The organism is Chryseobacterium sp. KBW03 (assembly GCF_003852415.1).
Lineage (GTDB): Bacteria > Bacteroidota > Bacteroidia > Flavobacteriales > Weeksellaceae > Chryseobacterium > Chryseobacterium viscerum.
Genome location: NZ_QAJO01000005.1, coordinates 836,055 through 854,829, shown reverse-complemented (window position 1 = coordinate 854,829; position 18,775 = coordinate 836,055). Strand labels below are relative to the sequence as shown.

At 37.2% G+C, this 18,775-nt stretch carries 20 protein-coding genes; 15 read left to right on the top strand and 5 right to left on the bottom strand.

Features of this window, described 5'->3' with window-relative positions; translation table 11 throughout:
* The first annotated feature begins 92 nt into the window (after positions 1-92).
* The 6 genes from DBR39_RS15420 (at position 93) to DBR39_RS15395 (ending at position 7,116) form a co-directional block, all read left to right on the top strand.
* Positions 93-2,087: a KUP/HAK/KT family potassium transporter gene (locus DBR39_RS15420; RefSeq protein ID WP_124534558.1), complete on the top strand. Its 1,995-nt coding sequence runs from the start codon at positions 93-95 to the stop codon at positions 2,085-2,087.
* A gap of 65 nt (positions 2,088-2,152) precedes the next feature.
* On the top strand, positions 2,153-2,626 hold the full coding sequence (locus tag DBR39_RS15415) for a Fur family transcriptional regulator (RefSeq protein WP_034731532.1): 474 nt from the start codon (positions 2,153-2,155) through the stop codon (positions 2,624-2,626).
* A 3-nt stretch (positions 2,627-2,629) separates the two neighbouring features.
* Positions 2,630-4,375 carry an OstA-like protein gene (locus DBR39_RS15410; protein ID WP_103233419.1) on the top strand — a complete coding sequence of 582 codons (1,746 nt, stop codon included), beginning with the start codon at positions 2,630-2,632 and terminating at the stop codon, positions 4,373-4,375.
* A gap of 96 nt (positions 4,376-4,471) precedes the next feature.
* Positions 4,472-5,647: an aspartate aminotransferase family protein gene (locus DBR39_RS15405; RefSeq protein ID WP_124534729.1), complete on the top strand. Its 1,176-nt coding sequence runs from the start codon at positions 4,472-4,474 to the stop codon at positions 5,645-5,647.
* 188 nt (positions 5,648-5,835) lie between these two features.
* Positions 5,836-6,222 (top strand): START-like domain-containing protein, encoded by a 387-nt coding sequence (locus DBR39_RS15400; protein WP_034696870.1) that lies wholly within the window; start codon positions 5,836-5,838, stop codon positions 6,220-6,222.
* Between the two features lie 78 nt (positions 6,223-6,300).
* Complete coding sequence (locus tag DBR39_RS15395) at positions 6,301-7,116, top strand: aminotransferase class IV (RefSeq protein WP_124534556.1); 816 nt, start codon at positions 6,301-6,303, stop codon at positions 7,114-7,116.
* Between the two features lie 87 nt (positions 7,117-7,203).
* Here the strand turns inward: DBR39_RS15395 and DBR39_RS15390 are convergent, their stop codons facing one another.
* Together DBR39_RS15390 and DBR39_RS15385 are read right to left on the bottom strand one after the other, a co-directional pair.
* A complete protein-coding gene (locus tag DBR39_RS15390) occupies positions 7,204-7,785 on the bottom strand; it encodes an N-acetylmuramoyl-L-alanine amidase (protein ID WP_124534554.1) in 582 nt (193 codons plus the stop codon).
* Between the two features lie 105 nt (positions 7,786-7,890).
* Positions 7,891-8,439 (bottom strand): YqgE/AlgH family protein, encoded by a 549-nt coding sequence (locus tag DBR39_RS15385; protein WP_103232450.1) that lies wholly within the window; start codon positions 8,437-8,439, stop codon positions 7,891-7,893.
* A 24-nt stretch (positions 8,440-8,463) separates the two neighbouring features.
* On the opposite strand from DBR39_RS15385, the gene pdxH reads away from it, so the two are divergent.
* Complete coding sequence (gene pdxH / locus DBR39_RS15380) at positions 8,464-9,105, top strand: pyridoxamine 5'-phosphate oxidase (RefSeq protein ID WP_124534552.1); 642 nt, start codon at positions 8,464-8,466, stop codon at positions 9,103-9,105.
* Positions 9,106-9,372: 267 nt separating this feature from the next.
* Here pdxH and DBR39_RS15375 read toward each other — a convergent pair whose 3' ends face one another.
* On the bottom strand, positions 9,373-9,663 hold the full coding sequence (locus tag DBR39_RS15375; protein WP_034748416.1) for an HU family DNA-binding protein: 291 nt from the start codon (positions 9,661-9,663) through the stop codon (positions 9,373-9,375).
* Between the two features lie 399 nt (positions 9,664-10,062).
* Here DBR39_RS15375 and panD point away from each other — a divergent pair, with 399 nt between their 5' ends.
* The 8 genes from panD (at position 10,063) to DBR39_RS15335 (ending at position 17,482) form a co-directional block, all read left to right on the top strand.
* The gene (gene panD / locus DBR39_RS15370) at positions 10,063-10,413 is read left to right on the top strand and encodes an aspartate 1-decarboxylase (RefSeq protein ID WP_029294648.1); all 351 of its coding nucleotides are present in this window, start codon (positions 10,063-10,065) and stop codon (positions 10,411-10,413) included.
* A gap of 3 nt (positions 10,414-10,416) precedes the next feature.
* Complete coding sequence (locus DBR39_RS15365; protein WP_124534550.1) at positions 10,417-11,445, top strand: lysylphosphatidylglycerol synthase transmembrane domain-containing protein; 1,029 nt, start codon at positions 10,417-10,419, stop codon at positions 11,443-11,445.
* A 178-nt stretch (positions 11,446-11,623) separates the two neighbouring features.
* Positions 11,624-12,199, top strand: a complete 576-nt coding sequence (locus DBR39_RS15360) for a TerD family protein (protein ID WP_124534548.1) — start codon at positions 11,624-11,626, stop codon at positions 12,197-12,199.
* Between the two features lie 27 nt (positions 12,200-12,226).
* The gene (locus DBR39_RS15355) at positions 12,227-12,904 is read left to right on the top strand and encodes a TerD family protein (RefSeq protein ID WP_124534546.1); all 678 of its coding nucleotides are present in this window, start codon (positions 12,227-12,229) and stop codon (positions 12,902-12,904) included.
* Positions 12,905-12,990: 86 nt separating this feature from the next.
* A complete protein-coding gene (locus DBR39_RS15350; protein ID WP_124534544.1) occupies positions 12,991-13,629 on the top strand; it encodes a vWA domain-containing protein in 639 nt (212 codons plus the stop codon).
* Positions 13,630-13,645: 16 nt separating this feature from the next.
* Entirely contained in the window at positions 13,646-14,689 is a 1,044-nt protein-coding gene (locus DBR39_RS15345) for a TerY-C metal binding domain-containing protein (protein ID WP_124534542.1), read from the top strand.
* A complete protein-coding gene (locus DBR39_RS15340; RefSeq protein ID WP_124534540.1) occupies positions 14,689-15,966 on the top strand; it encodes a PP2C family serine/threonine-protein phosphatase in 1,278 nt (425 codons plus the stop codon). The genes DBR39_RS15345 and DBR39_RS15340 overlap by 1 nt, the downstream gene beginning before the upstream one ends.
* 4 nt (positions 15,967-15,970) lie before the next feature.
* Entirely contained in the window at positions 15,971-17,482 is a 1,512-nt protein-coding gene (locus DBR39_RS15335) for a helix-hairpin-helix domain-containing protein (protein WP_124534538.1), read from the top strand.
* Between the two features lie 147 nt (positions 17,483-17,629).
* Here DBR39_RS15335 and DBR39_RS15330 read toward each other — a convergent pair whose 3' ends face one another.
* Positions 17,630-18,070: a GNAT family N-acetyltransferase gene (locus DBR39_RS15330; protein ID WP_124534537.1), complete on the bottom strand. Its 441-nt coding sequence runs from the start codon at positions 18,068-18,070 to the stop codon at positions 17,630-17,632.
* Positions 18,071-18,094: 24 nt separating this feature from the next.
* Positions 18,095-18,616: a 3'-5' exoribonuclease domain-containing protein gene (locus DBR39_RS15325; protein ID WP_124534535.1), complete on the bottom strand. Its 522-nt coding sequence runs from the start codon at positions 18,614-18,616 to the stop codon at positions 18,095-18,097.
* Positions 18,617-18,775: the final 159 nt, after the last annotated feature.

The following is an 18,775-nucleotide window of genomic DNA, read 5'->3' as shown; positions in this document are numbered from 1 at the left end:
AGGAAGTTTTTTCATTTATTATATTCATGAAGAAAAGTTCTTGACGTCATAAAATTAGTATAAATTTGCGCCTTTAAAATAAATAAGCTGATATGGCAGAAGTTACAGAAGATGGTTATCATTTTGATATAAAGAAACTTTCTTTTATCGGAATTCTAGTGTCTTTAGGAATTGTTTTTGGGGACATTGGTACCTCACCGCTTTACGTAATGAAAGCGATTGTGAATGCGAGATCGCAGGGGAGTAATATGCCATTCAATGAATACATAGAAGGAGCTCTTTCCTGTATTATTTGGACACTTACCCTTCAGACTACGATAAAGTACGTGATCATCGCTTTGAGGGCAGATAACAAAGGAGAAGGAGGTATCCTGGCTTTGTTTTCACTCGTAAGAAACCTTAAAAAAGGGTGGTTATATCTTATTGCAATCGTAGGTGCTGCGGCCCTTATCGCAGACGGAGTAATTACACCATCGCTTACAGTAATGTCAGCCATTGAAGGTCTTGAAATCTATAATCCACACACACCGGTTGTTCCCATTACAATTGGAATTCTGATTGCCATTTTTGTGGTGCAGCAATTCGGAACCAGCTTTATCGGGAAATTTTTTGGCCCTGTAATGGTGGTATGGTTCTTAGTATTAGGAGGTTTGGGAGTAATGCATTTGAGTGAAAACTTTGAGATCCTAAGATCTTTCAATCCTTATTATGCTTACAAACTGATTGCGAACTCTCCGAGTGCGATTGTTATTTTAGGTGCCGTTTTCCTTTGTACGACAGGAGCAGAAGCTCTTTATTCAGACTTAGGACATTGTGGTGCCAAGAACATAAGAGTAAGCTGGGCATTCGTTAAAATTATGCTTATTCTGAACTATCTTGGACAAGGAGCATGGCTTTTGACCAACCATAATAAACCTGGATTTTCTGTAGTAAACCCATTCTTTGGAATTATGGAAGAATGGATGATTATACCAGGCGTAATTTTAGCAACAGCTGCCGCAATTATTGCCAGCCAGGCATTAATTACAGGTTCTTTTACAATCTTCTCTGAAGCAATGTCTCTCAACCTGTGGCCCAATCAAAAAATTGATTATCCTTCCGGAGTTAAAGGACAAATGTATATCCCAAGAATCAACTGGGGACTTCTTATTCTATGTATTATTGTGGTTCTTCATTTCAGGGAATCCGGTAAGATGGAAGCAGCCTACGGACTTTCCATTACCGTTACGATGTTGATGACAACCGTCCTGCTGGTCTTCTGGCTACTGAAACATAGAGTAAGCAAGGTTTTGATATTATTCTTCGCATTAGTATATATGGCGATCGAATTAGGCTTCTTTAGTGCCAATATCATCAAGTTCATGGAAGGAGGATGGATTACCGTTGTATTGGCTGGTTCTATCGGAATTTCTATGTATGCATGGTATAACGGACGTTTGATCAAAACAAGATTTATCCAGTTTGTGAAAATAGAAAAATACGTGTCTATCCTTAAAGACATGAAGCTGGATGAAACCATTCCGAAATATGCTACCAATCTGGCTTATCTGAGCAGAGCAAAAAGAAATGATGAAGTAGAATCCAAAATTATCTATTCCATTATCAAAAAACAGCCGAAAAGAGCCGATCATTACTTTATTCTGAGCATCGTTAACCAGGAAGATCCATATACCTTCAGATATACGGTAGATGAAATTCTTCCCGGGACCGTATATAAAATCAACTTTCTTTTAGGATTTAAAGTAGACCGAAGAATCAATGATTACTTCAATATGGTACTTAAAGATTTAATGGCTGACGGAACAATTCCTTCAAGAAGCAGCCACCCTTCTTTGAGAGCTCACGAGATACCGCCGGATCTTAAATATGTGATCATAGATAATACATATATCAACGATATACTATTAACTGTTAAACAGAAGATTATTCTTAACATTTACAACTTTGTGAAGTATATCGGAAGTGACGACTTTAAGGCTTGGGGAGTGTCTTCTCATAACGTTGAAGTGGAATCTGCGCCGATCACAGAATTAACAGTTTATGACAACAAGATTGAGCAGTCGGGGTATTTCCGCCACAACTCTTAACTTCTGGCATGTAACCATAATATCTATTTAAATAAAATTCAATAAATTTGTAGATAATTTTTTTAATGGATACAATACAAAAAGAAAAAAATATAGCTTTGATCAAGGATGTTTTGAGAAACTACTTATTAGAAAAGGGGTTCAGAAACACACCTGAGAGATATACGATATTGGAAGAAATTTATAATATGGATCATCACTTCAACGTTGATGATCTGTATCTTCTAATGATGCAGAAAAAGTATCATGTTTCCAAAGCAACGATTTACAACACGATTGAAATTTTCCTTGATGCAGGTTTGATCCGTAAGCATCAGTTTGGAGAAAAAACATTGACTTCTTCATCGTACGAAAAGTCTTATTTTGACAAACAACATGACCACCTGGTAATTTACAAAAAAGGCTCTGATAAGGAAATTGAAGAAATTATTGAGTTCTGTGACCCAAGAATCCAAGGAATCAAAGAAGCCATTGAAGAAGCATTTGGCGTAAATATTGATTCTCATTCGCTATATTTCTATGGCACTAAGAATGACTAATTAATGAGAATAATCCTTTTTCTGTTACTCTTTATTTCTACGCTAAATTTTGCGCAGGATAAAACCCCTGTGAAGAGAGATCCCTACTTGCAGACTCCTTCATCTGGTCAGCCTAAACAGGTGCAGATGAGACCTGAAGATAAAGTAAAGATCATCCACGCAGACGAAATCAAGAAAAATCCTGAAAAATATGACGGGAATCAATATTTTGTTGGGCATGTTCAGATTGAACACCAAGGCTCCATTCTTACCGCAGATGAAGTCATTTTGTACAATGAAGAGAACTTTGTAAAGGCTATAGGCAATACAAAACTTCAGAATACAGATGGCTCTGTCATTACAGCAGGAGAAATGGAATATGATGCCAATACCCAGAAAGGTGTTGCCAGAAAAGATGTAGTCCTTACTGATCCCAAACAAACGATAAAAACTGATATTCTGTATTATGACAGACTTGCTAATCAGGCTTATTTTAATACAGGAGGAACGATCTCTGATGGTCAGAATGTGACCTATGCCAAAGTAGGAACTTATTTCCTCAATACAAGAGTCGTAGACCTTACAGGAAATGTGAAAATTGAAACCCCTCAATATACTATAGAAGGACCCAACATCAAGCAGAATCAAAATACAAAAATTGCTGATTTTCTAGGCCCTACAACTATTACCAGTAAAACCAATCCTAAAAATAGGATTTATACTGAAAAAGGAATTTATAAAATGGAAACAAAGGAGGCTTTTCTGACCAAAAACTCCAGGATCTTTTATAACGATAAAATCCTTACCGGTGATGAGATGTACTACAATCAGATAACAGGGTTTGGTACAGCAACAGGAAATGTAACCCTTGATGATCCGAAAGAAAAGAGATATATAAAAGGAGGCTACGGAGAAATTTTTGAGAAAAAAGACTCTTCAATGATGACGAAAAATCCTTATGCAGTAAAAATAATGGAAAAAGACTCCGTTTATTTTGCTGCTGAGAAAATTGTTTCTTATCAAAGACCGGATTCACTGGATATAAAAGTGAAAAAAAGTTATCTGCGAGCCTACAAAAAAGCACGTGTTTATAAATCTAATGCACAGGGGAGAGCAGACTCTATCGCTTTCAATGAAACAGACGGAATCATGCACATGTATACCAACCCAATTCTTTGGAGCGGTGAGAAGCAGGTAACCGGAGATAAGGTAGAAGCTTATTTTAATACAAAGAGTGAAAATATAGACTCGCTGAAGGTAATAGGAAATGCTTTTGCCATCAGTAAAGTAGATTCATTAAGCCTGAAAGATGAGTTCAACCAGGTGAAAGGAAAATTCATGACGGTTTACTACGAGAAGAATGATATTAAAGAAGCAAGAGTAGTAGGAAATGCCCAGTCTATTGTATATGTTGATGATACCGATCAGGAAACCAAAAAACAGGAAAGAATAGGAATTACACTTTCTACCTGCGGAATTATCGGAGCGTTATTTGAAGAAAGAGCCCTACAGATTATTTCATGCAGTATCGGTGCAAATTCAGACACCTATCCGATGAGTAAGATAGAACCTGCACGAAGGAAGTTTCCGGATTTTAACTGGAATACCAAAGACAGGATAAGAAAATGGCAGGATATATTGGTAGACAGCCCGAACAACGAAGAAGTACAGTATACTGCTGATAACGAGCTCTTCGATAAAGCTCAGAAAACCATAGATGACGAAAAAGCCAAAGAAGAAGCTAAAAAACCTAAACGGACCAGAAAATAATAGAAAAGACCAGTACACACTGGTCTTTTTTTATGTATTAATTTCAGCGTTTAATGAATCTTTTATAGCTTTGCTGAAATTTTGGAGACAATGGAAATGCATAAAGATTTTTTTATATATCAGGCTCAAACCACAAAATTCGCGGCAGGTTTTGAAGTGGAGAAAGCAGAAGGAAGCTATATTTATGGTACAGACGGAAAGAAATATCTTGACTTTGTAGCAGGAGTTTCTGCCAATACACTGGGACATTCACATCCTAAAATTGTGAATGCCATCAAAGAACAGGCAGATAAATACCTTCACGTGATGGTATATGGAGAATATGCGCAGGAAAAACCTATAGCACTATGCAGACTGCTTGCAGAAGCTACTCCGGATCCCTTAGAAGTTACCTATCTTGTGAACAGTGGTGCAGAAGCTATTGACGGCAGCTTAAAACTGGCAAAACGATATACAGGGAGAGAAGAGATTGTTTCCTTTAAAGATTCCTATCACGGGAATACGCACGGTGCTTTGAGTGTTTCAGGAAATGAAACACATAAAAGAGAATTCCGTCCCTTATTGCCAATGGTTTCTTTTATCGAATTTAACAATCAAAAAGATTTCGATAAGATCACCGAAAAGACCGCTTGCGTTATCCTTGAAACCATTCAGGGAGCAGCAGGATTTCTGGTCCCAGATAATGACTATCTGATCCAGCTAAAAAGAAGATGTGAAGAAGTAGGAGCGCTTTTGATTTTGGATGAAATACAGCCCGGATTTGGACGAACAGGTAAACTATTCTCTTTTGAACATTTTGGAATCGTTCCGGACATCCTGGTGATGGGTAAAGGAATGGGAGGAGGAGTTCCTGTAGGCGCTTTTATGAGTTCCAGAGAAATTATGGAAACCCTTTCGCATTCACCAAAACTGGGGCATATCACTACTTTTGGAGGAAATCCATTGATCGCCGCTGCAAGCCACGCTACTTTAAAAGAAGTTCTGGAAAGCGGATTAATGAATGAAGTAGAAGAAAAAGAAAAACTATTCAGAGAACTTTTAGTTCACCCGAAAATTAAAAATATCAATGGTAAAGGCTTAATGCTTGCCGTGAATCTTGGAACCCCGGAATATACGCTGGAAGTGGCCAAAAAATGTATGGAAAGAGGACTTGTTGTTTTCTGGCAGCTGTACAGAAATGAGTACCTGAGAATCTCTCCGCCCCTTACATTATCCCTGGAAGAAATTAAAGAAGGATGCCAGATTATTCTCGATATCCTCAACGAAAATTAAAGATATAATCTCTCTGAAAAGGAGAGATTTTTTTATGCCTCACATGGTAGTTTTATGAATTAAAAATTATCGTAATAAAGATTTGAATCCGGTGATAAATATCATACAGATTCTATAAAATAGTAATTGTTTTTTTGCGTAATAAAAAAATTAATTTATATATTGCGGGACGATAAAACAAAGATTATATGGCGAAACATAAAGTCCATTACGAATTCCCAATGCACTGTTTATCAGAGATTTTATACGAATATCTGGCAACTGCAGAAGGATTATCTGAATGGTTTGCGGATGAGGTAACAGAGAAAGGCGATGATTTCTTTTTTAGCTGGGGCGGAGGACCTGCTGAGAAGGCCACTTTGATCAGATATAAGCCTGAAGGTTTCGTGCGTTTCAGATGGGAAGAAGATGAAGGAACTAAGAATTTCTTTGAAATGACTATCACAATAGATGATATTACTGAGGATTTAGCCCTTAATATTACAGATTTCTGTGAGGAAGGGGATGAAGAGGAAAACGCAATGTATTGGGAAAATCTTATTGAAAATCTCAGAATAAAATTAGGTGCGGCATAATGTCGGACTTTATTAAATGATAAAACTGATGAACGATTTATCGTTCATTATTTTTTTGTAAATAAATCGCATCAAAAATTGGAAAATCAATATTTTACATCAGACGAGTTAAATCTAAAGAACAGAGCCTTTCTTTTGGGTGACTCAGTGAAGGTTTCTTTCTTTGTAAGAAATGGTGGTTTGATCATGGACGAAGAATGCTATTTTTTCCTGATGGCTTCCATGAGAAAAATGAGAATGAATATCCCTCTCACTTACACCCTGGAATTTTTTCAAACTCTTTTTCAGAAAGATATTATTGAAGGAAAGGAAATAAAAAACGGAATTATTAATTTTCAGGTGTTCAGAAATAATGACGGGCTGACATTGGCAAAATCTTCTGTTTCCTATTTTTATGAAGTGACGGAAATGGATGATGTACTTGCTGTTCATCAAAGACCTTTAGATCTGGATTTGATTAAGGAAATTAACGTCAATAATAACCTTTTAAGCAATATTAGAGTTCATTGTCCGGAAAATATCTACGGAGCGATCTATGCGCAGGAAAATGACCTTGACGACGTGATCCTTCTGAATCCAAATAAGAGAATAGCTCGTACTACTGCTGGTAATCTTCTTTTTTTGGAAGGAGATATTATTAAAGTGCCCAAACAGACCGAAGGAGCATACATTTCTCCTGTGATGGAAAATTTTGTTACTTTTTTACATAAAAACAACCTTGCAGATATTCAGGAACACGAGATCATCGCATTCGAATCTCAGAAAGCAGAAGAGATTTTAATGATTTCTGATGAAAAAGGGATATTTTCTGTAGGGAAGATAAGAAATAAGACTTTTGAGAACGCCCGCTTCCTAGAATTGGTAGCAAGCTGGAAAAAAAGCTTTAATTCATAAAAAAATTGACAAACCCGGTAAACAACAAAGTTCCAGAAGTCCTTTACCGGGTTTTATTCTGAGTAAATCAGAAATTGTTTATTTTATTTAATATTCGTTGATGACATCAACAAATTTCTGTGCGATTTCTTTCTGCCCTTTTTCACTGGTAATATAATTCCTGTTTTCAGAATTATTGATGAACCCAAGTTCTACCAATACTGCAGGAGCTTTAGTCTCCCTTAAAATATGCAGATTACTTTCCTCTATTTTGTGGGCATTGAATTTTTTATAAATTTTTCCGGCCAGTTCCTTTGAAACATCAGAATTCTGGGTGTATACTTCAAATCCGTTATCAACCGTTTCCTTTTGAGGAGAGCTGTTGACGTGAAGGGAGATCACCATTGCAGGATTCAGTTTGTTGATCTGATTGGTTCTATCGGAAAGAGTAGGGTAACTGTCAGAATCTCGTGTTAAAATAACTTCATATTTGTCCTTATTTTTATTAAGCTTCTGAATCTCCTTAGCAACGCTTAACGAAATATTTTTCTCTAAAATTTCACCATGTGTAGCCCCAAAATCATTTCCGCCATGACCGGCATCTATGACAATGTATTTTTTGTTGATAGGGGTGAATGATAAAAATGCGGTAGAAAATATTGATAAAGTAAGTAATGTAATACCTTTCATATCAGTGGTTTTTGGTTTTTCAAAGAACGGAAAAACTTTCTTTAAAATTGGTTAAAGGAATCTTAAAGTTTGTTAATTGTGCTACTGAGATGAAAAATATACTTTTTAGTTCAATGAGATATCTTCAGGAGAATTAGCCCAAAGAAGAAATTCTCCCCCAAGATTATGCATGATAGACTTCCAAAGTGTCTGATCATTGGGAAGCGTATAATCCAGATTGTAAACATCCACTACGGTCCACATTTTTCTTTGAACTTCAGTATCTAGCTGGTTAGGAGCCCACCCCGAATAGCCTGAAAATATTTTAATATTTTCAATATTCAGTTCGCTGCTCAAAACTGCATTTATAATACGTTCAATATCCTCTGTAAGATAGTATTCATCGGTAATGTCTGTATAGATTTCTGTAACTTTTTTACCCTTTACGATGAAAAATACCTTGTCATTTTCCACAGGTCCTCCATCATATACCTCAATTTTAAAGTCAAAAAAATCTTTGAATTTGCTACTCATCTGGCTGTTCTTTTTATTCAATATCAAACCAAATGCACCACTTTCATTATGTTCAATAACCAATACTACCGATCTTGAAAAAATATCGCCGGAAATGTCAGGGGTCGAGATTAATATTTTACCTTTGTATGAGTGATTCATACTCAAATTTAATAAAAAATATTTATGGAAAACCTGCACGACAAAAGAAAAGTGTACGAGAAATCCCAACTTATTGAAAGTGAGATAAAACAAAATCCAATTGAGCAGTTTAGAGACTGGTTTTTGGAGGCCAGTGAGAGCCCAATGATCTCAGAAGCCAATGCTATGGCTGTTTCTACAGTAGAGGAAGATGGCTGCCCGAGAACAAGAATGGTGCTTCTTAAAGCATATACCCACGAAGGATTTATTTTTTATACCAATTACAACAGCCGAAAAGGAAAAGCAATAGAAAACAACCATAAAGCTTGTCTGCATTTTTTCTGGCCTAATCTCGAAAGACAGATCATCATTAAAGCAGATCTTGAGAAAGTGGCAGAAAACCTGAGTGATGGGTATTTTCATTCAAGACCAAAAGGAAGCCAGCTGGGTGCTGCCGTTTCTCCACAGAGTGAGGTTATTCCCAACAGAGAATTTTTGGAGGAAAAATTGAAAGATCTGGAAAAAGAATACGAAAATCTTGAAGTTCCAAGACCAGCCAATTGGGGCGGATATCTTGCCAGACCTTATGAAATTGAATTCTGGCAGGGAAGACCCAACCGTCTTCATGATAGGATAATCTATCAGCTTGAAGATCTGGATTGGAAGATTTCGAGACTAGCGCCTTAGATTAGAAGTTAGAAGCTAGAAATTAGAAGTTAGTGATGCCAGTTTTATAGTAAACTGACTTCCAGAAAAAAGATAAACTTTATACTATCAATAGAAGCGGGCTTTAGCCCGCTTATTTTATTATGAATAATGAGAAGGGCTTTAGCTAAAACTTAATAACTCTTAACCCACTTAATAACTCCTTAACGGTTTAATTTCCTCTCACGATTTGAAATAAAAAAAGGCCGTTTCTAAGAAACAGCCCTTGAATTTTTGTAATCTGAATGATTATTTTTTCTTAACACCAGAAACTGCATTTGATAAATCAGCTCCAGCCTTGAATTTAGCAACTTTTTTAGCAGCGATTTTGATCGGTTTTTTAGTTGCAGGGTTGATCCCTTGTCTAGCCGCTCTCTCAGCTACTGAGAAAGTACCGAAACCTACTAAAGAAACTTTTCCATCTTTTTTCTTTAATGTAGTAGTTACGTTACCAATGAAAGATTCTAAAGCAGCCTTTGCTGCAACTTTAGTGATACCTGCATCTTTTGCGATTGCGTCGATTAATTCAGACTTGTTCATAATTTTTAATATTAAAGTTAGTTCGTAATTATAGCAAATATAATACTATTTTCTAATTGTGCAATTTTTTTATTAAAACTTGTAAAATATTTTTACTTTTCGGTGAAAACAGTTAAAATATGATAATTCCACTTTTCACGGAAAATCTACGTTACGCGTTACTAAAATCATGCCAAATGCTTATGTTTATTGACTTTAGCAAAAAGTTAATATTATTTCCTTCATTTATTAAATCCTAAATTGGGTGTAAACAATTAATATTTTTGACCATATGATTATTAAATTTGTAAGCAATTTTCCAATTTCTTGTATTTTTTAAAATTAAACCCCTGTGTCTGTGGGAGTTTTAAAATAAGATGAAAGGCCTGTTTTATAAATTTTTATTAATAAATTTGCATCATGTTAATAGAAGTTTTCAAGTCTAAGATTCATAGGGTGAGAGTAACGGCCTCTGACCTTAATTATATAGGGAGTATAACGATAGATGAAGATCTTATAGAAGCTGCCGGTCTGGTAGTGGGAGAAAGAGTCTATATCGTGAATGTAAACAACGGAGAACGTTTTGATACCTACGTTATCAAAGGGAAGAGAAAATCAGGAGAAGTATGTCTGAATGGGCCTGCTGCAAGAAAAGTACAGAGAGATGATATCATCATCATTATCGCTTATGCACAGATGACCCCGGAGGAGGCAAAAGACTTCCAGCCGAAGATCGTTTTCCCGGATGAAAAAACAAACCTTCTTACATAGTACATGGAGAAGACATCAAAAAATCCGGTAAAATCAATACTAACAATAGTAATATCGCTTGCTTTTGCAGGCTTTTTTTTATGGCTTGCCTTAAGAGGGCTTGATTTTAAAGTCATTCAGAAGTCATTAGCAAAGGCCAATTATCTTTGGGTATTGTTTGCTTCCGTGTTTGGACTTCTTGCTTATTGGTTCAGGGCTATTCGCTGGAACCTGATGCTGGAACCCATGGGATACAAAATTTCAAATTCCAATGCTCTTTGGTCCATATCATTTGGATATCTGATGAACCTTACTATTCCAAGAAGCGGTGAAGTGGCAAGAGCTACGGCTTTGTATGGAGTGGAAAAAGTACCTGTGGATAAATCTTTTGGGACTATCATTCTGGAAAGGGTTGTTGATTTGGTTTGTATGCTTGGTTTTTTAGGACTGACTTTATTGTTTAAATATGATGCAATTCTGGCGTTCTATAAAAATTCCGGAATAAATATGAATCCTAATAAGATTTTATGGATCATTTCAATTCTGATTGTAGGAACAGTCTTATTTTTTGTATTCAAAAAGAAACTTTCAGGAATTCCATTTTTAGGAAAGGTTGTTAATTTTATTGATGGAATTTTTCAGGGACTAACTTCCATTTTTAAATTAAAAGAAAAAGGAAAATTCATCCTTTATACATTAGGAATCTGGATTTGTTATTATTTAGCGGCTTATCTGGTTTGCTTTGCACTTCCTGAAACATCGGCATTTACCTTTGCTGACGGTTTCTTCATTATTGTTGTGGGAACATTGGGAATGATTATTCCTGCCAGTGGAGGAATTGGAGCTTATAATCTTGCGATGAAGTACGGTTTTATGGCTCTTTTTATTGCAGTAGGAAAAAGTGCAGATTTCGGAGGCGAAATGGGGCTTACCTATTCCTTTATTTCTTTACCGCTGCAGATTGTGATTATGCTGGTGATGGGACTGATTTCTATTCCTATGCTGGCAAAAGCAAGAAATGCTGCCGTTTCAGATAAGAATTTTGAAGATTAATTCAACATACTTTTAGACAATACAAGGTTCAATTTTTTAATTGGACCTTTTTTTATGGTCATTTTGTGACTTAAATAGTCTTAATTGGGCTGTGAGGATCATTTTTCTGTCAATAAATTTGGTCAATTCACAAATCACTTCTATCTTAATGCAAAAAATAATCATAATATAAAACACTATGGCAATTAATCTACAGAAAGGACAAAAGATCGAGATAGGCTTGACTAAAATGACGATAGGATTGGGTTGGGACCCGAATGAAGGAACCGGTTATGACTTCGATCTGGATGCTTCTGCAATCATGATTGATTCTGACAGAAAATTAGTAAGCGAAGAGTATTTTGTTTTTTACAATAACCTGAATTCTCCGGACGGAGCACTTACTCATACAGGAGATGATCCTAGTGGAAAAAACAGTGATGGTGACGATGATGAAGCTATTGTTATAGATCTGGATAAAGTAGACTCAAGAGTCGAAGAAATCCTTTTTGTGGTCACCATAGAAGATTTTGAAAGGAGAAGGCAGAATTTCGGACAGGTAAGAAACTCTTATATCAGAGTGGTAGACAATCATTCCCACCAGGAAATTGCAAAATATGAACTGGATGAAGATTTCTCTATTGAAACAGGAGTAGAATTCGGAAGGCTGTACAAAAGAAATGGCAGCTGGAAATTTGAAGCTTCAGGGATTGGATATAGAGCAGACCTTGGTTTCTTCCTTGAAAAATACTACAAAGGGCAAATCATCAAATAAAATCATCAAATACACAAAACGATAACTATGGCAATTAATTTACAGAAAGGACAAACGATAGATTTAAGAAAGAATGACCGCGGAGAAAGCGTTTATGATCTTTCAAAAGTAACCATTGGTTTAGGATGGGATGTAAGGAAGCAGGGCAGTGGATTCTTTGGTAAACTGTTCAGTAAAGAAGCTGAATATGACCTTGATGCAGTAGCCTTTCTTCTGGATGGCAACGGGAAAGTAGCCAATCTTGGAAGAACGATACAGACCAATGATGGAAGACAAATGGGACTTTATCAGGGAGATGTGGTTTTCTTCAATTCTATGCAGCACCCTAGCGGAAATGTATGGCTTACAGGAGACAACAGAACCGGAGCGGGAGATGGAGATGATGAGCAGATCATTGTGAAACTGGATCAGCTGGACCAGAGTTATCAGAAAATTGTGTTCCTTGTTACCATTTATCAGGGGAAAACCAATAATCAGCATTTCGGAATGATCGAAAATGCATTTATCCGGGCCGTAGATGCTACAGGAAAAGAAATTACAAAATATAGTCTTTCCGGAGATTCAAGTATGAATGGTATGTGTGCCATGGTTTTTGCAGAAGCATACCGTCATAATGGCGACTGGAAATTCCGTGCAGTGGGAGAGCCGCATCATACAGATAACTTTATAGATATTCTGAGACAGCAGTACTCTTATTCCAACTAGATTCTCGATTTTTTTCAACTCACATAAAAGCCGGCTTGGAAGTCTTCGACTTCCTCCGCCGGCTTCAGAATTAATACTTGTCTATAATGAGCAGGAGATTATTAGCTTATTTTTTATTAGATACTTCAGGTTCTATGAATGGAGAACCTATCCAGGCATTGAATAACGGATTCAACGGCCTTATAAGTATGCTTCGTGCAGATCCTCAGGCGATGGACAGTCTGCATTTGAGTGTCATTACCTTCGATAGAGAGGTTAAGAATATTATACCATTAACAGATCTGGCGAGTTTTTACCCGATGGAAATTACCTGTCCGGATAGCGGACCCACTCATACAGGTGCGGCATTGGAAATGGTTTCCGAATTGGTTCCGAAAGAAATTATAAAAGAATCAGCCGATGCAAGAGGGGACTGGCAGCCGTTACTTTTTATATTTACGGATGGAAAGCCTTCGGATATTCAGAAGTACAGACAGATGATTCCTGTCATCAGAGGATTGGAATTTGGTGCCATCGTAGGGTGTGCAGCAGGGCCAAAAGCGGATGAACAGTTTCTGAAAGAACTGACGGATCATGTAGTAAAACTAGATACTACAGATGCCATTACTCTTTCTTCCTTTTTCAAGTGGGTGAGTTCTTCCATTACACAGGGAGGGCAATCTCAGAATACGGGAGAAAATATCACGTTACCTCCGCCACCATCGGAGCTTACTATTATTATTTAAAAATTGTCTTTACAATATGAGAAGACTGCCTATTTATTTTTTAGTAGATATCTCCGAATCTATGGTAGGAGAGCCTATTGAGCAGGTACAGGAAGGTATCGCCAATATCATCAGGGAATTGAAAAAAGATCCCTATTCATTGGAAACCGTTTATATTTCCGTGGTAGGTTTTGCCGGAGAAGCAGAAGTGATTACTCCCATGCAGGATATTATCAGCTTTTATCCGCCTAAGATTCCTATTGGAAGCGGTACGTCACTTTCACAGGGGCTGATCAAAATAATGGATTGTATCGACAGGGATATTGTGAAAACAACCTATGAACGAAAAGGAGACTGGAAGCCCATTGTGTTCCTGTTTACAGATGGAGTTCCCACTGATGATGCCACCAAAGCCATTGAAAGATGGACTCATAAATACAGCGGAAAACCCAATACGATTGCTGTATCCATAGGTGAAAATACCAATTATAAACTTCTCGGGTCTTTAGCCGATAATGTATTATTATTCAATAATTCGGATGAAAACTCTTACAAAGAATTTTTCAAATGGGTAACGGATTCTATTAAAACAACCAGCCAGAGTGTAACGGAAGCGAAAAAAGAAGGAATCAACCTATCCAAGATCGATTCTCTTATTCTGGAAAAAGTAGATCCCGAAATGGAGCAGAAATTCCCGGACAATAATTTTGTGGTTTTGAACGGAAAATGCCAAGAAACGGAAAAACTTTATCTGATGAAATTTAAAAAAGCCTTCGCAGAATCAAGTATTCCGGGAATGGCTACGAGATATTATAGATTGGACGGAGCTTATAAAATTGATGAAAAAGCCTACTACAGACTTTCCTCAAATCAGAAAACTTCCCTTAAAATTAATATAGAAGAACTAGAAGGAGGTACTTCATGTCCTCATTGTGCAAATCCTATTGCATTGGCTACCTGTTCATGTGGTGGTATTCACTGCCTGAGAGGAGAAGGATATAGCAAATGTCCATGGTGCGGAACTTCAGATTATTACGGATTCTCTGGTGGTGGATTTGATATTAACAGAACTCTGGGCTAATGATGGGCAAATTTTTCAGGAAATCAGCCTCTGAATCTAAGCCAAAGACTATAGAACAAGCTGTTGTTTATAAAGAAAAAGAAGAGTTTAAAGATGCCCATTGGGTGTTGAAGAATGCCGGTGCAAAGCAGTTCTATGAATTCAGCCTTGCCATGGAAGACTTTCCGAACATAAAAATTCAGAAGATCGGAAACCTGGAAGGAACGGGGCTTACTTTTGAAAATAATACCCTTTCGGGAACTCCGGTTACGAATAATATGTATCATCTGGATGTTCATTTTTATCACATTCATGATCGGGACCAGATTGAAATAAAGAAGATCCAGCTTTTTGTAAACGCAGATCCGAAAGACTTGTGGAAAAATATTCCAAGCGATAAAAATGCTGCTTTTTATAAATCCGAAGAAGACTCCTTCAAAGGTTCATTTTCAGACAAAAAAATTGTGGTGGCTTCCAAAAGAGGGCGTTCCCATGCTCATGAAGGAAAATTCCGTGAAGATGATTTTGCTGTGAACAGGCTTCCTGCAGACTGGAATATTATTTCTGTTTCAGATGGAGCGGGCTCGGCTAAGGCTGCCAGAGAAGGTTCAAGATTGGCTACGGCAACGATCAATCAGTTTTTCAATTCACAGGAAATAATAAGCCAAATTGAAAACAATACCAATCGTATGTACGCCTCTGAATCTTCCGGTGAGGAACGTTCCGATGCAGAATCCAATATCATCAATCTTTTGTCGGAAGGCGTTTTGAATGTTTATCACACATTAGAAAAAACGGCAGCAGAAAATGCGTTGTCTGTAAATGACCTGCATGCAACCCTTATTTTCACATTACTTAAAAAGTTCAGTTTCGGATATGTCATTCTGAGTTTTGGAGTAGGAGACTGTCCGATTAACCTTATCAATGCTGATTTTTCCGAAGTGAAACTCTTAAATCAGATGGATGTGGGAGAATTTGGAGGAGGAACCCGCTTTATCACCATGAAAGAAATTTTCAATGATCAGATAGCTTCCCGTTTTAGAATGACCTGTGTGGATGATTTTTCTTATCTCGTGCTGATGACGGATGGTATTTATGATCCTAAATTTACCACAGAAAACAAACTGGAAGATACCCAAAGCTGGAAGTCTCTTTTTGAAGACCTTGCCGGAAATAACGATGACCGGACGAAAGCAGATTTCGTCAACGATGAAAAAATTGATGAACAGCTTCTCTTATGGAGCGATTTCTGGAGCAGAGGAAACCATGATGACCGTACATTGGCCATAATCTATTAATACCATGAAAAAGACCATTAAGGTTGTTTCTGTTCTGGACACAGCCAAATCGTATGAATACGTAGATGAAAATCCCATCCGGGGTGGAGTGAAAGATGTTTATTTTTCGCCTGATAAAGAGTATGTAGTCGCTTTCTACCGAAGTCCGTTGGATGAAGGGCAAAAAGAAAGAATCATGAGAATTGTTTCTACCTATCTGCAGAATATACAGAATGGAAATACCTCCGAATACTTTCTGAACGAAATTTTCAGATGGCCTTACGATATTGTTGAAAGAAACAAACTCACAGGAATTGTGGTTCCTGTTTATCACAATAAATTTTATTTTGCCAAAGGATATATCGGTTCAGATAATATCCAGGGACAGGATAAAGTAGGGAAATGGTTTACCGCTCCGATGTTCAGAAATCAGCAGTATCCTTTGAGACTGGATCCGTCTGAACTGGGGGATTGGCTGAGCTATTTTCAAATTGCAGTCAATATCAGCAGAGGAGTAAAAAAACTGCATCAGATGGGGCTGGCACATTCTGATCTGTCCTATAATAATATTCTGGTGGATCCCGTTTCAAAATCTGCCTGTATCATTGATATAGACGGTCTGGTTGTTCCAAAACTGTTTCAACCTGAAGTCATAGGAACCGCAGATTTTATTGCTCCTGAAGTTTTAAAGACCAAAAATCTGATTCTTCAGGATCCCAAACGGCACCTGCCCAATCAAAAAACAGATCTTCATGCTCTTGCTGTTTTGATGTATATGTATCTCCTGAGAAGGCACCCATTGCGTGGAGGGAAAATCTGGGATCTGGATTCCGAAAAAGATGAAATTTTATCCATGGGAGAAAAAGCCCTGTTTGTAGAACATCCGGGAGATTCTTCCAATCATGTAAAAGCAGATCATCTCAGAAAATGGGATGCATTCTGGGGCGATCCGCAAAAAATTCCTTATACCATAACAGGTCCTTATCTTTCAGATCTGTTCAGGAAAACATTTATAGACGGACTGCATGACCCCATCAGGCGTCCTACAGCCAACGAATGGGAAAGCGCCTTATTGAAAACGGTAGACCTGATACAACCTTGCCACAATTCCAACTGTACCGAAAAATGGTATGTCTTTGATAATACCAGCAAGCCCAAATGCCCTTTCTGTGGAACACCCCATCAGGGAACATTACCGGTTTTGGATCTGTATTTTAAATTTGATGATGAGGTGTGGAAGCCGGAAAATCACAGATTGATGGTCTATCACAATCAGTATTTATTCAAGTGGCATGTTTCCAGAAAAGTGATAAGAAATGAAAATCTTACCATGCAGGATAAAATGCCGGTGGGATACTTTACCTTCCATCAGGGAAAATGGGTATTGGTAAATCAGGGTTTATCCGGAATGAAAGATGTTACAGAGCAAAAAGAAATTCCACCCGGTTCCATGGTGGAGCTTACAGATGGTAAAAAAATACTGCTTTCTGCAGAAGAAGGCGGAAGGCTGATCTATGTAACCATGGCAAATCAGTAAACGGTCATTGCGAACGTAGTGAAGCAATCTCAGATTTTTCAGATCTCGCAGATGATTGTGGCTATTTGTGCTCGTTCATTTGTAAGATTGGTGTTTGAATCAAAGGAAAAATTCAACGGCTTTAGCCCAAACTTAAATGATCTCACTTTACTGCTTTTCAGTTTCCATAAAATAAGAATACTCATCTTCATCCACGATTCTGAAACCCAGACTTGTATAAAGATGCTGGGCCTTATTGGTTTTTAAGACACTTAATGACACTGTCTTTCCTGCTAATGAAGCTTCCTCCAGAATATCAGATAAAATCTTTTTTCCAAGTCCCTTACCTTGCTGACTGGGATCAATCTGAAGTTGAAGGACCTCAATGTTGGTAAAAGTTCTGTCTAGTTTTAACAGTCCGATGGGCTGATTGTCTAAAAAAATAATATTGGCTTTTTCAAACTGATACAGAACTCTTTGCATAGTCGTTTCCCGGTCAGTGGAAAGTCCTGAAGTTTTATAATGAGGATTCATGGTTTTTATTCTGAGATCAAGAAGAAAATCAATATCGGTATCATCAGCTTTTTTGTAGTGAAGGTCAAGATTCATATTCAAAAATAAAAATTAGAGTGTCTACTTTAATGCAATTTTCAGTCCCATTTCTTCTTTCATGTACAGCAAAACCTCAGCATTTCCTCTGGCATCGTCTACCGGATTGTGCGTGTGTTCAGTCTTGCGAAGGTGCTTCCATTGGGCAAAAGTATCTTTTTCCAATCCACAATAAAGATCAGAAAGCCTTCTGGAAGAAAAACCAAAAGGATTTCTTCCGATAAAATGATGAAAATACCAGCATATAAACATCCAGTCGAAACCATTATTATCACTGATGAAAATAGGTCTCCCTTTGGAATTTGTTTTAATCCAGTCTTCAAAGGCAAGCATTACTTCTTCAGGATCATCAAAATTCATTGTTTCTTCCCTGCTGAAACCGGAAACAGCCAAAGCATCAGGATTGAATTTTTCAGAAACAGGTTTCAGTTTTCCATAAAAAGTAGTGTCAAGCTCTTCATTAACGAGTACTGCCCCGAAACATACCATTGAAAAATCGCCGGGAATCGGGCCGTCCGACTCTATGTCAACCATGATATAACTCATTGGAAATAGTTTTTTAAGAGAACGAAGATATTGAAATAAGTTGAAGGAGGGAAGCGGGAAGAAGGAAGATGGAGGATGGAAGTTATTTTTGTGTTGTAAAGAATTTTTTGCCTTTTAATTCAAAAAGTACTTTCAAAAAATATCTCAATCAAAAAACTT

Coding starts and splice junctions, on each gene's coding strand:
- DBR39_RS15325 (WP_124534535.1), bottom strand. CDS start 18,616: ATGAGTTATATCATGGTTGACATAGAGTCGGACGGCCCGATTCCCGGC.
- DBR39_RS15365 (WP_124534550.1), top strand. CDS start 10,417: ATGGAGAAGACATCAAAAAATCCGGTAAAATCAATACTAACAATAGTA.
- DBR39_RS15340 (WP_124534540.1), top strand. CDS start 14,689: ATGATGGGCAAATTTTTCAGGAAATCAGCCTCTGAATCTAAGCCAAAG.
- DBR39_RS15420 (WP_124534558.1), top strand. CDS start 93: ATGGCAGAAGTTACAGAAGATGGTTATCATTTTGATATAAAGAAACTT.
- DBR39_RS15385 (WP_103232450.1), bottom strand. CDS start 8,439: ATGAATCACTCATACAAAGGTAAAATATTAATCTCGACCCCTGACATT.
- DBR39_RS15350 (WP_124534544.1), top strand. CDS start 12,991: ATGAGCAGGAGATTATTAGCTTATTTTTTATTAGATACTTCAGGTTCT.
- DBR39_RS15415 (WP_034731532.1), top strand. CDS start 2,153: ATGGATACAATACAAAAAGAAAAAAATATAGCTTTGATCAAGGATGTT.
- DBR39_RS15335 (WP_124534538.1), top strand. CDS start 15,971: ATGAAAAAGACCATTAAGGTTGTTTCTGTTCTGGACACAGCCAAATCG.
- DBR39_RS15405 (WP_124534729.1), top strand. CDS start 4,472: ATGCATAAAGATTTTTTTATATATCAGGCTCAAACCACAAAATTCGCG.
- DBR39_RS15400 (WP_034696870.1), top strand. CDS start 5,836: ATGGCGAAACATAAAGTCCATTACGAATTCCCAATGCACTGTTTATCA.
- DBR39_RS15330 (WP_124534537.1), bottom strand. CDS start 18,070: ATGAATCTTGACCTTCACTACAAAAAAGCTGATGATACCGATATTGAT.
- DBR39_RS15360 (WP_124534548.1), top strand. CDS start 11,624: ATGGCAATTAATCTACAGAAAGGACAAAAGATCGAGATAGGCTTGACT.
- DBR39_RS15410 (WP_103233419.1), top strand. CDS start 2,630: ATGAGAATAATCCTTTTTCTGTTACTCTTTATTTCTACGCTAAATTTT.
- panD (WP_029294648.1), top strand. CDS start 10,063: ATGTTAATAGAAGTTTTCAAGTCTAAGATTCATAGGGTGAGAGTAACG.
- DBR39_RS15345 (WP_124534542.1), top strand. CDS start 13,646: ATGAGAAGACTGCCTATTTATTTTTTAGTAGATATCTCCGAATCTATG.
- DBR39_RS15355 (WP_124534546.1), top strand. CDS start 12,227: ATGGCAATTAATTTACAGAAAGGACAAACGATAGATTTAAGAAAGAAT.
- pdxH (WP_124534552.1), top strand. CDS start 8,464: ATGGAAAACCTGCACGACAAAAGAAAAGTGTACGAGAAATCCCAACTT.
- DBR39_RS15390 (WP_124534554.1), bottom strand. CDS start 7,785: ATGAAAGGTATTACATTACTTACTTTATCAATATTTTCTACCGCATTT.
- DBR39_RS15375 (WP_034748416.1), bottom strand. CDS start 9,663: ATGAACAAGTCTGAATTAATCGACGCAATCGCAAAAGATGCAGGTATC.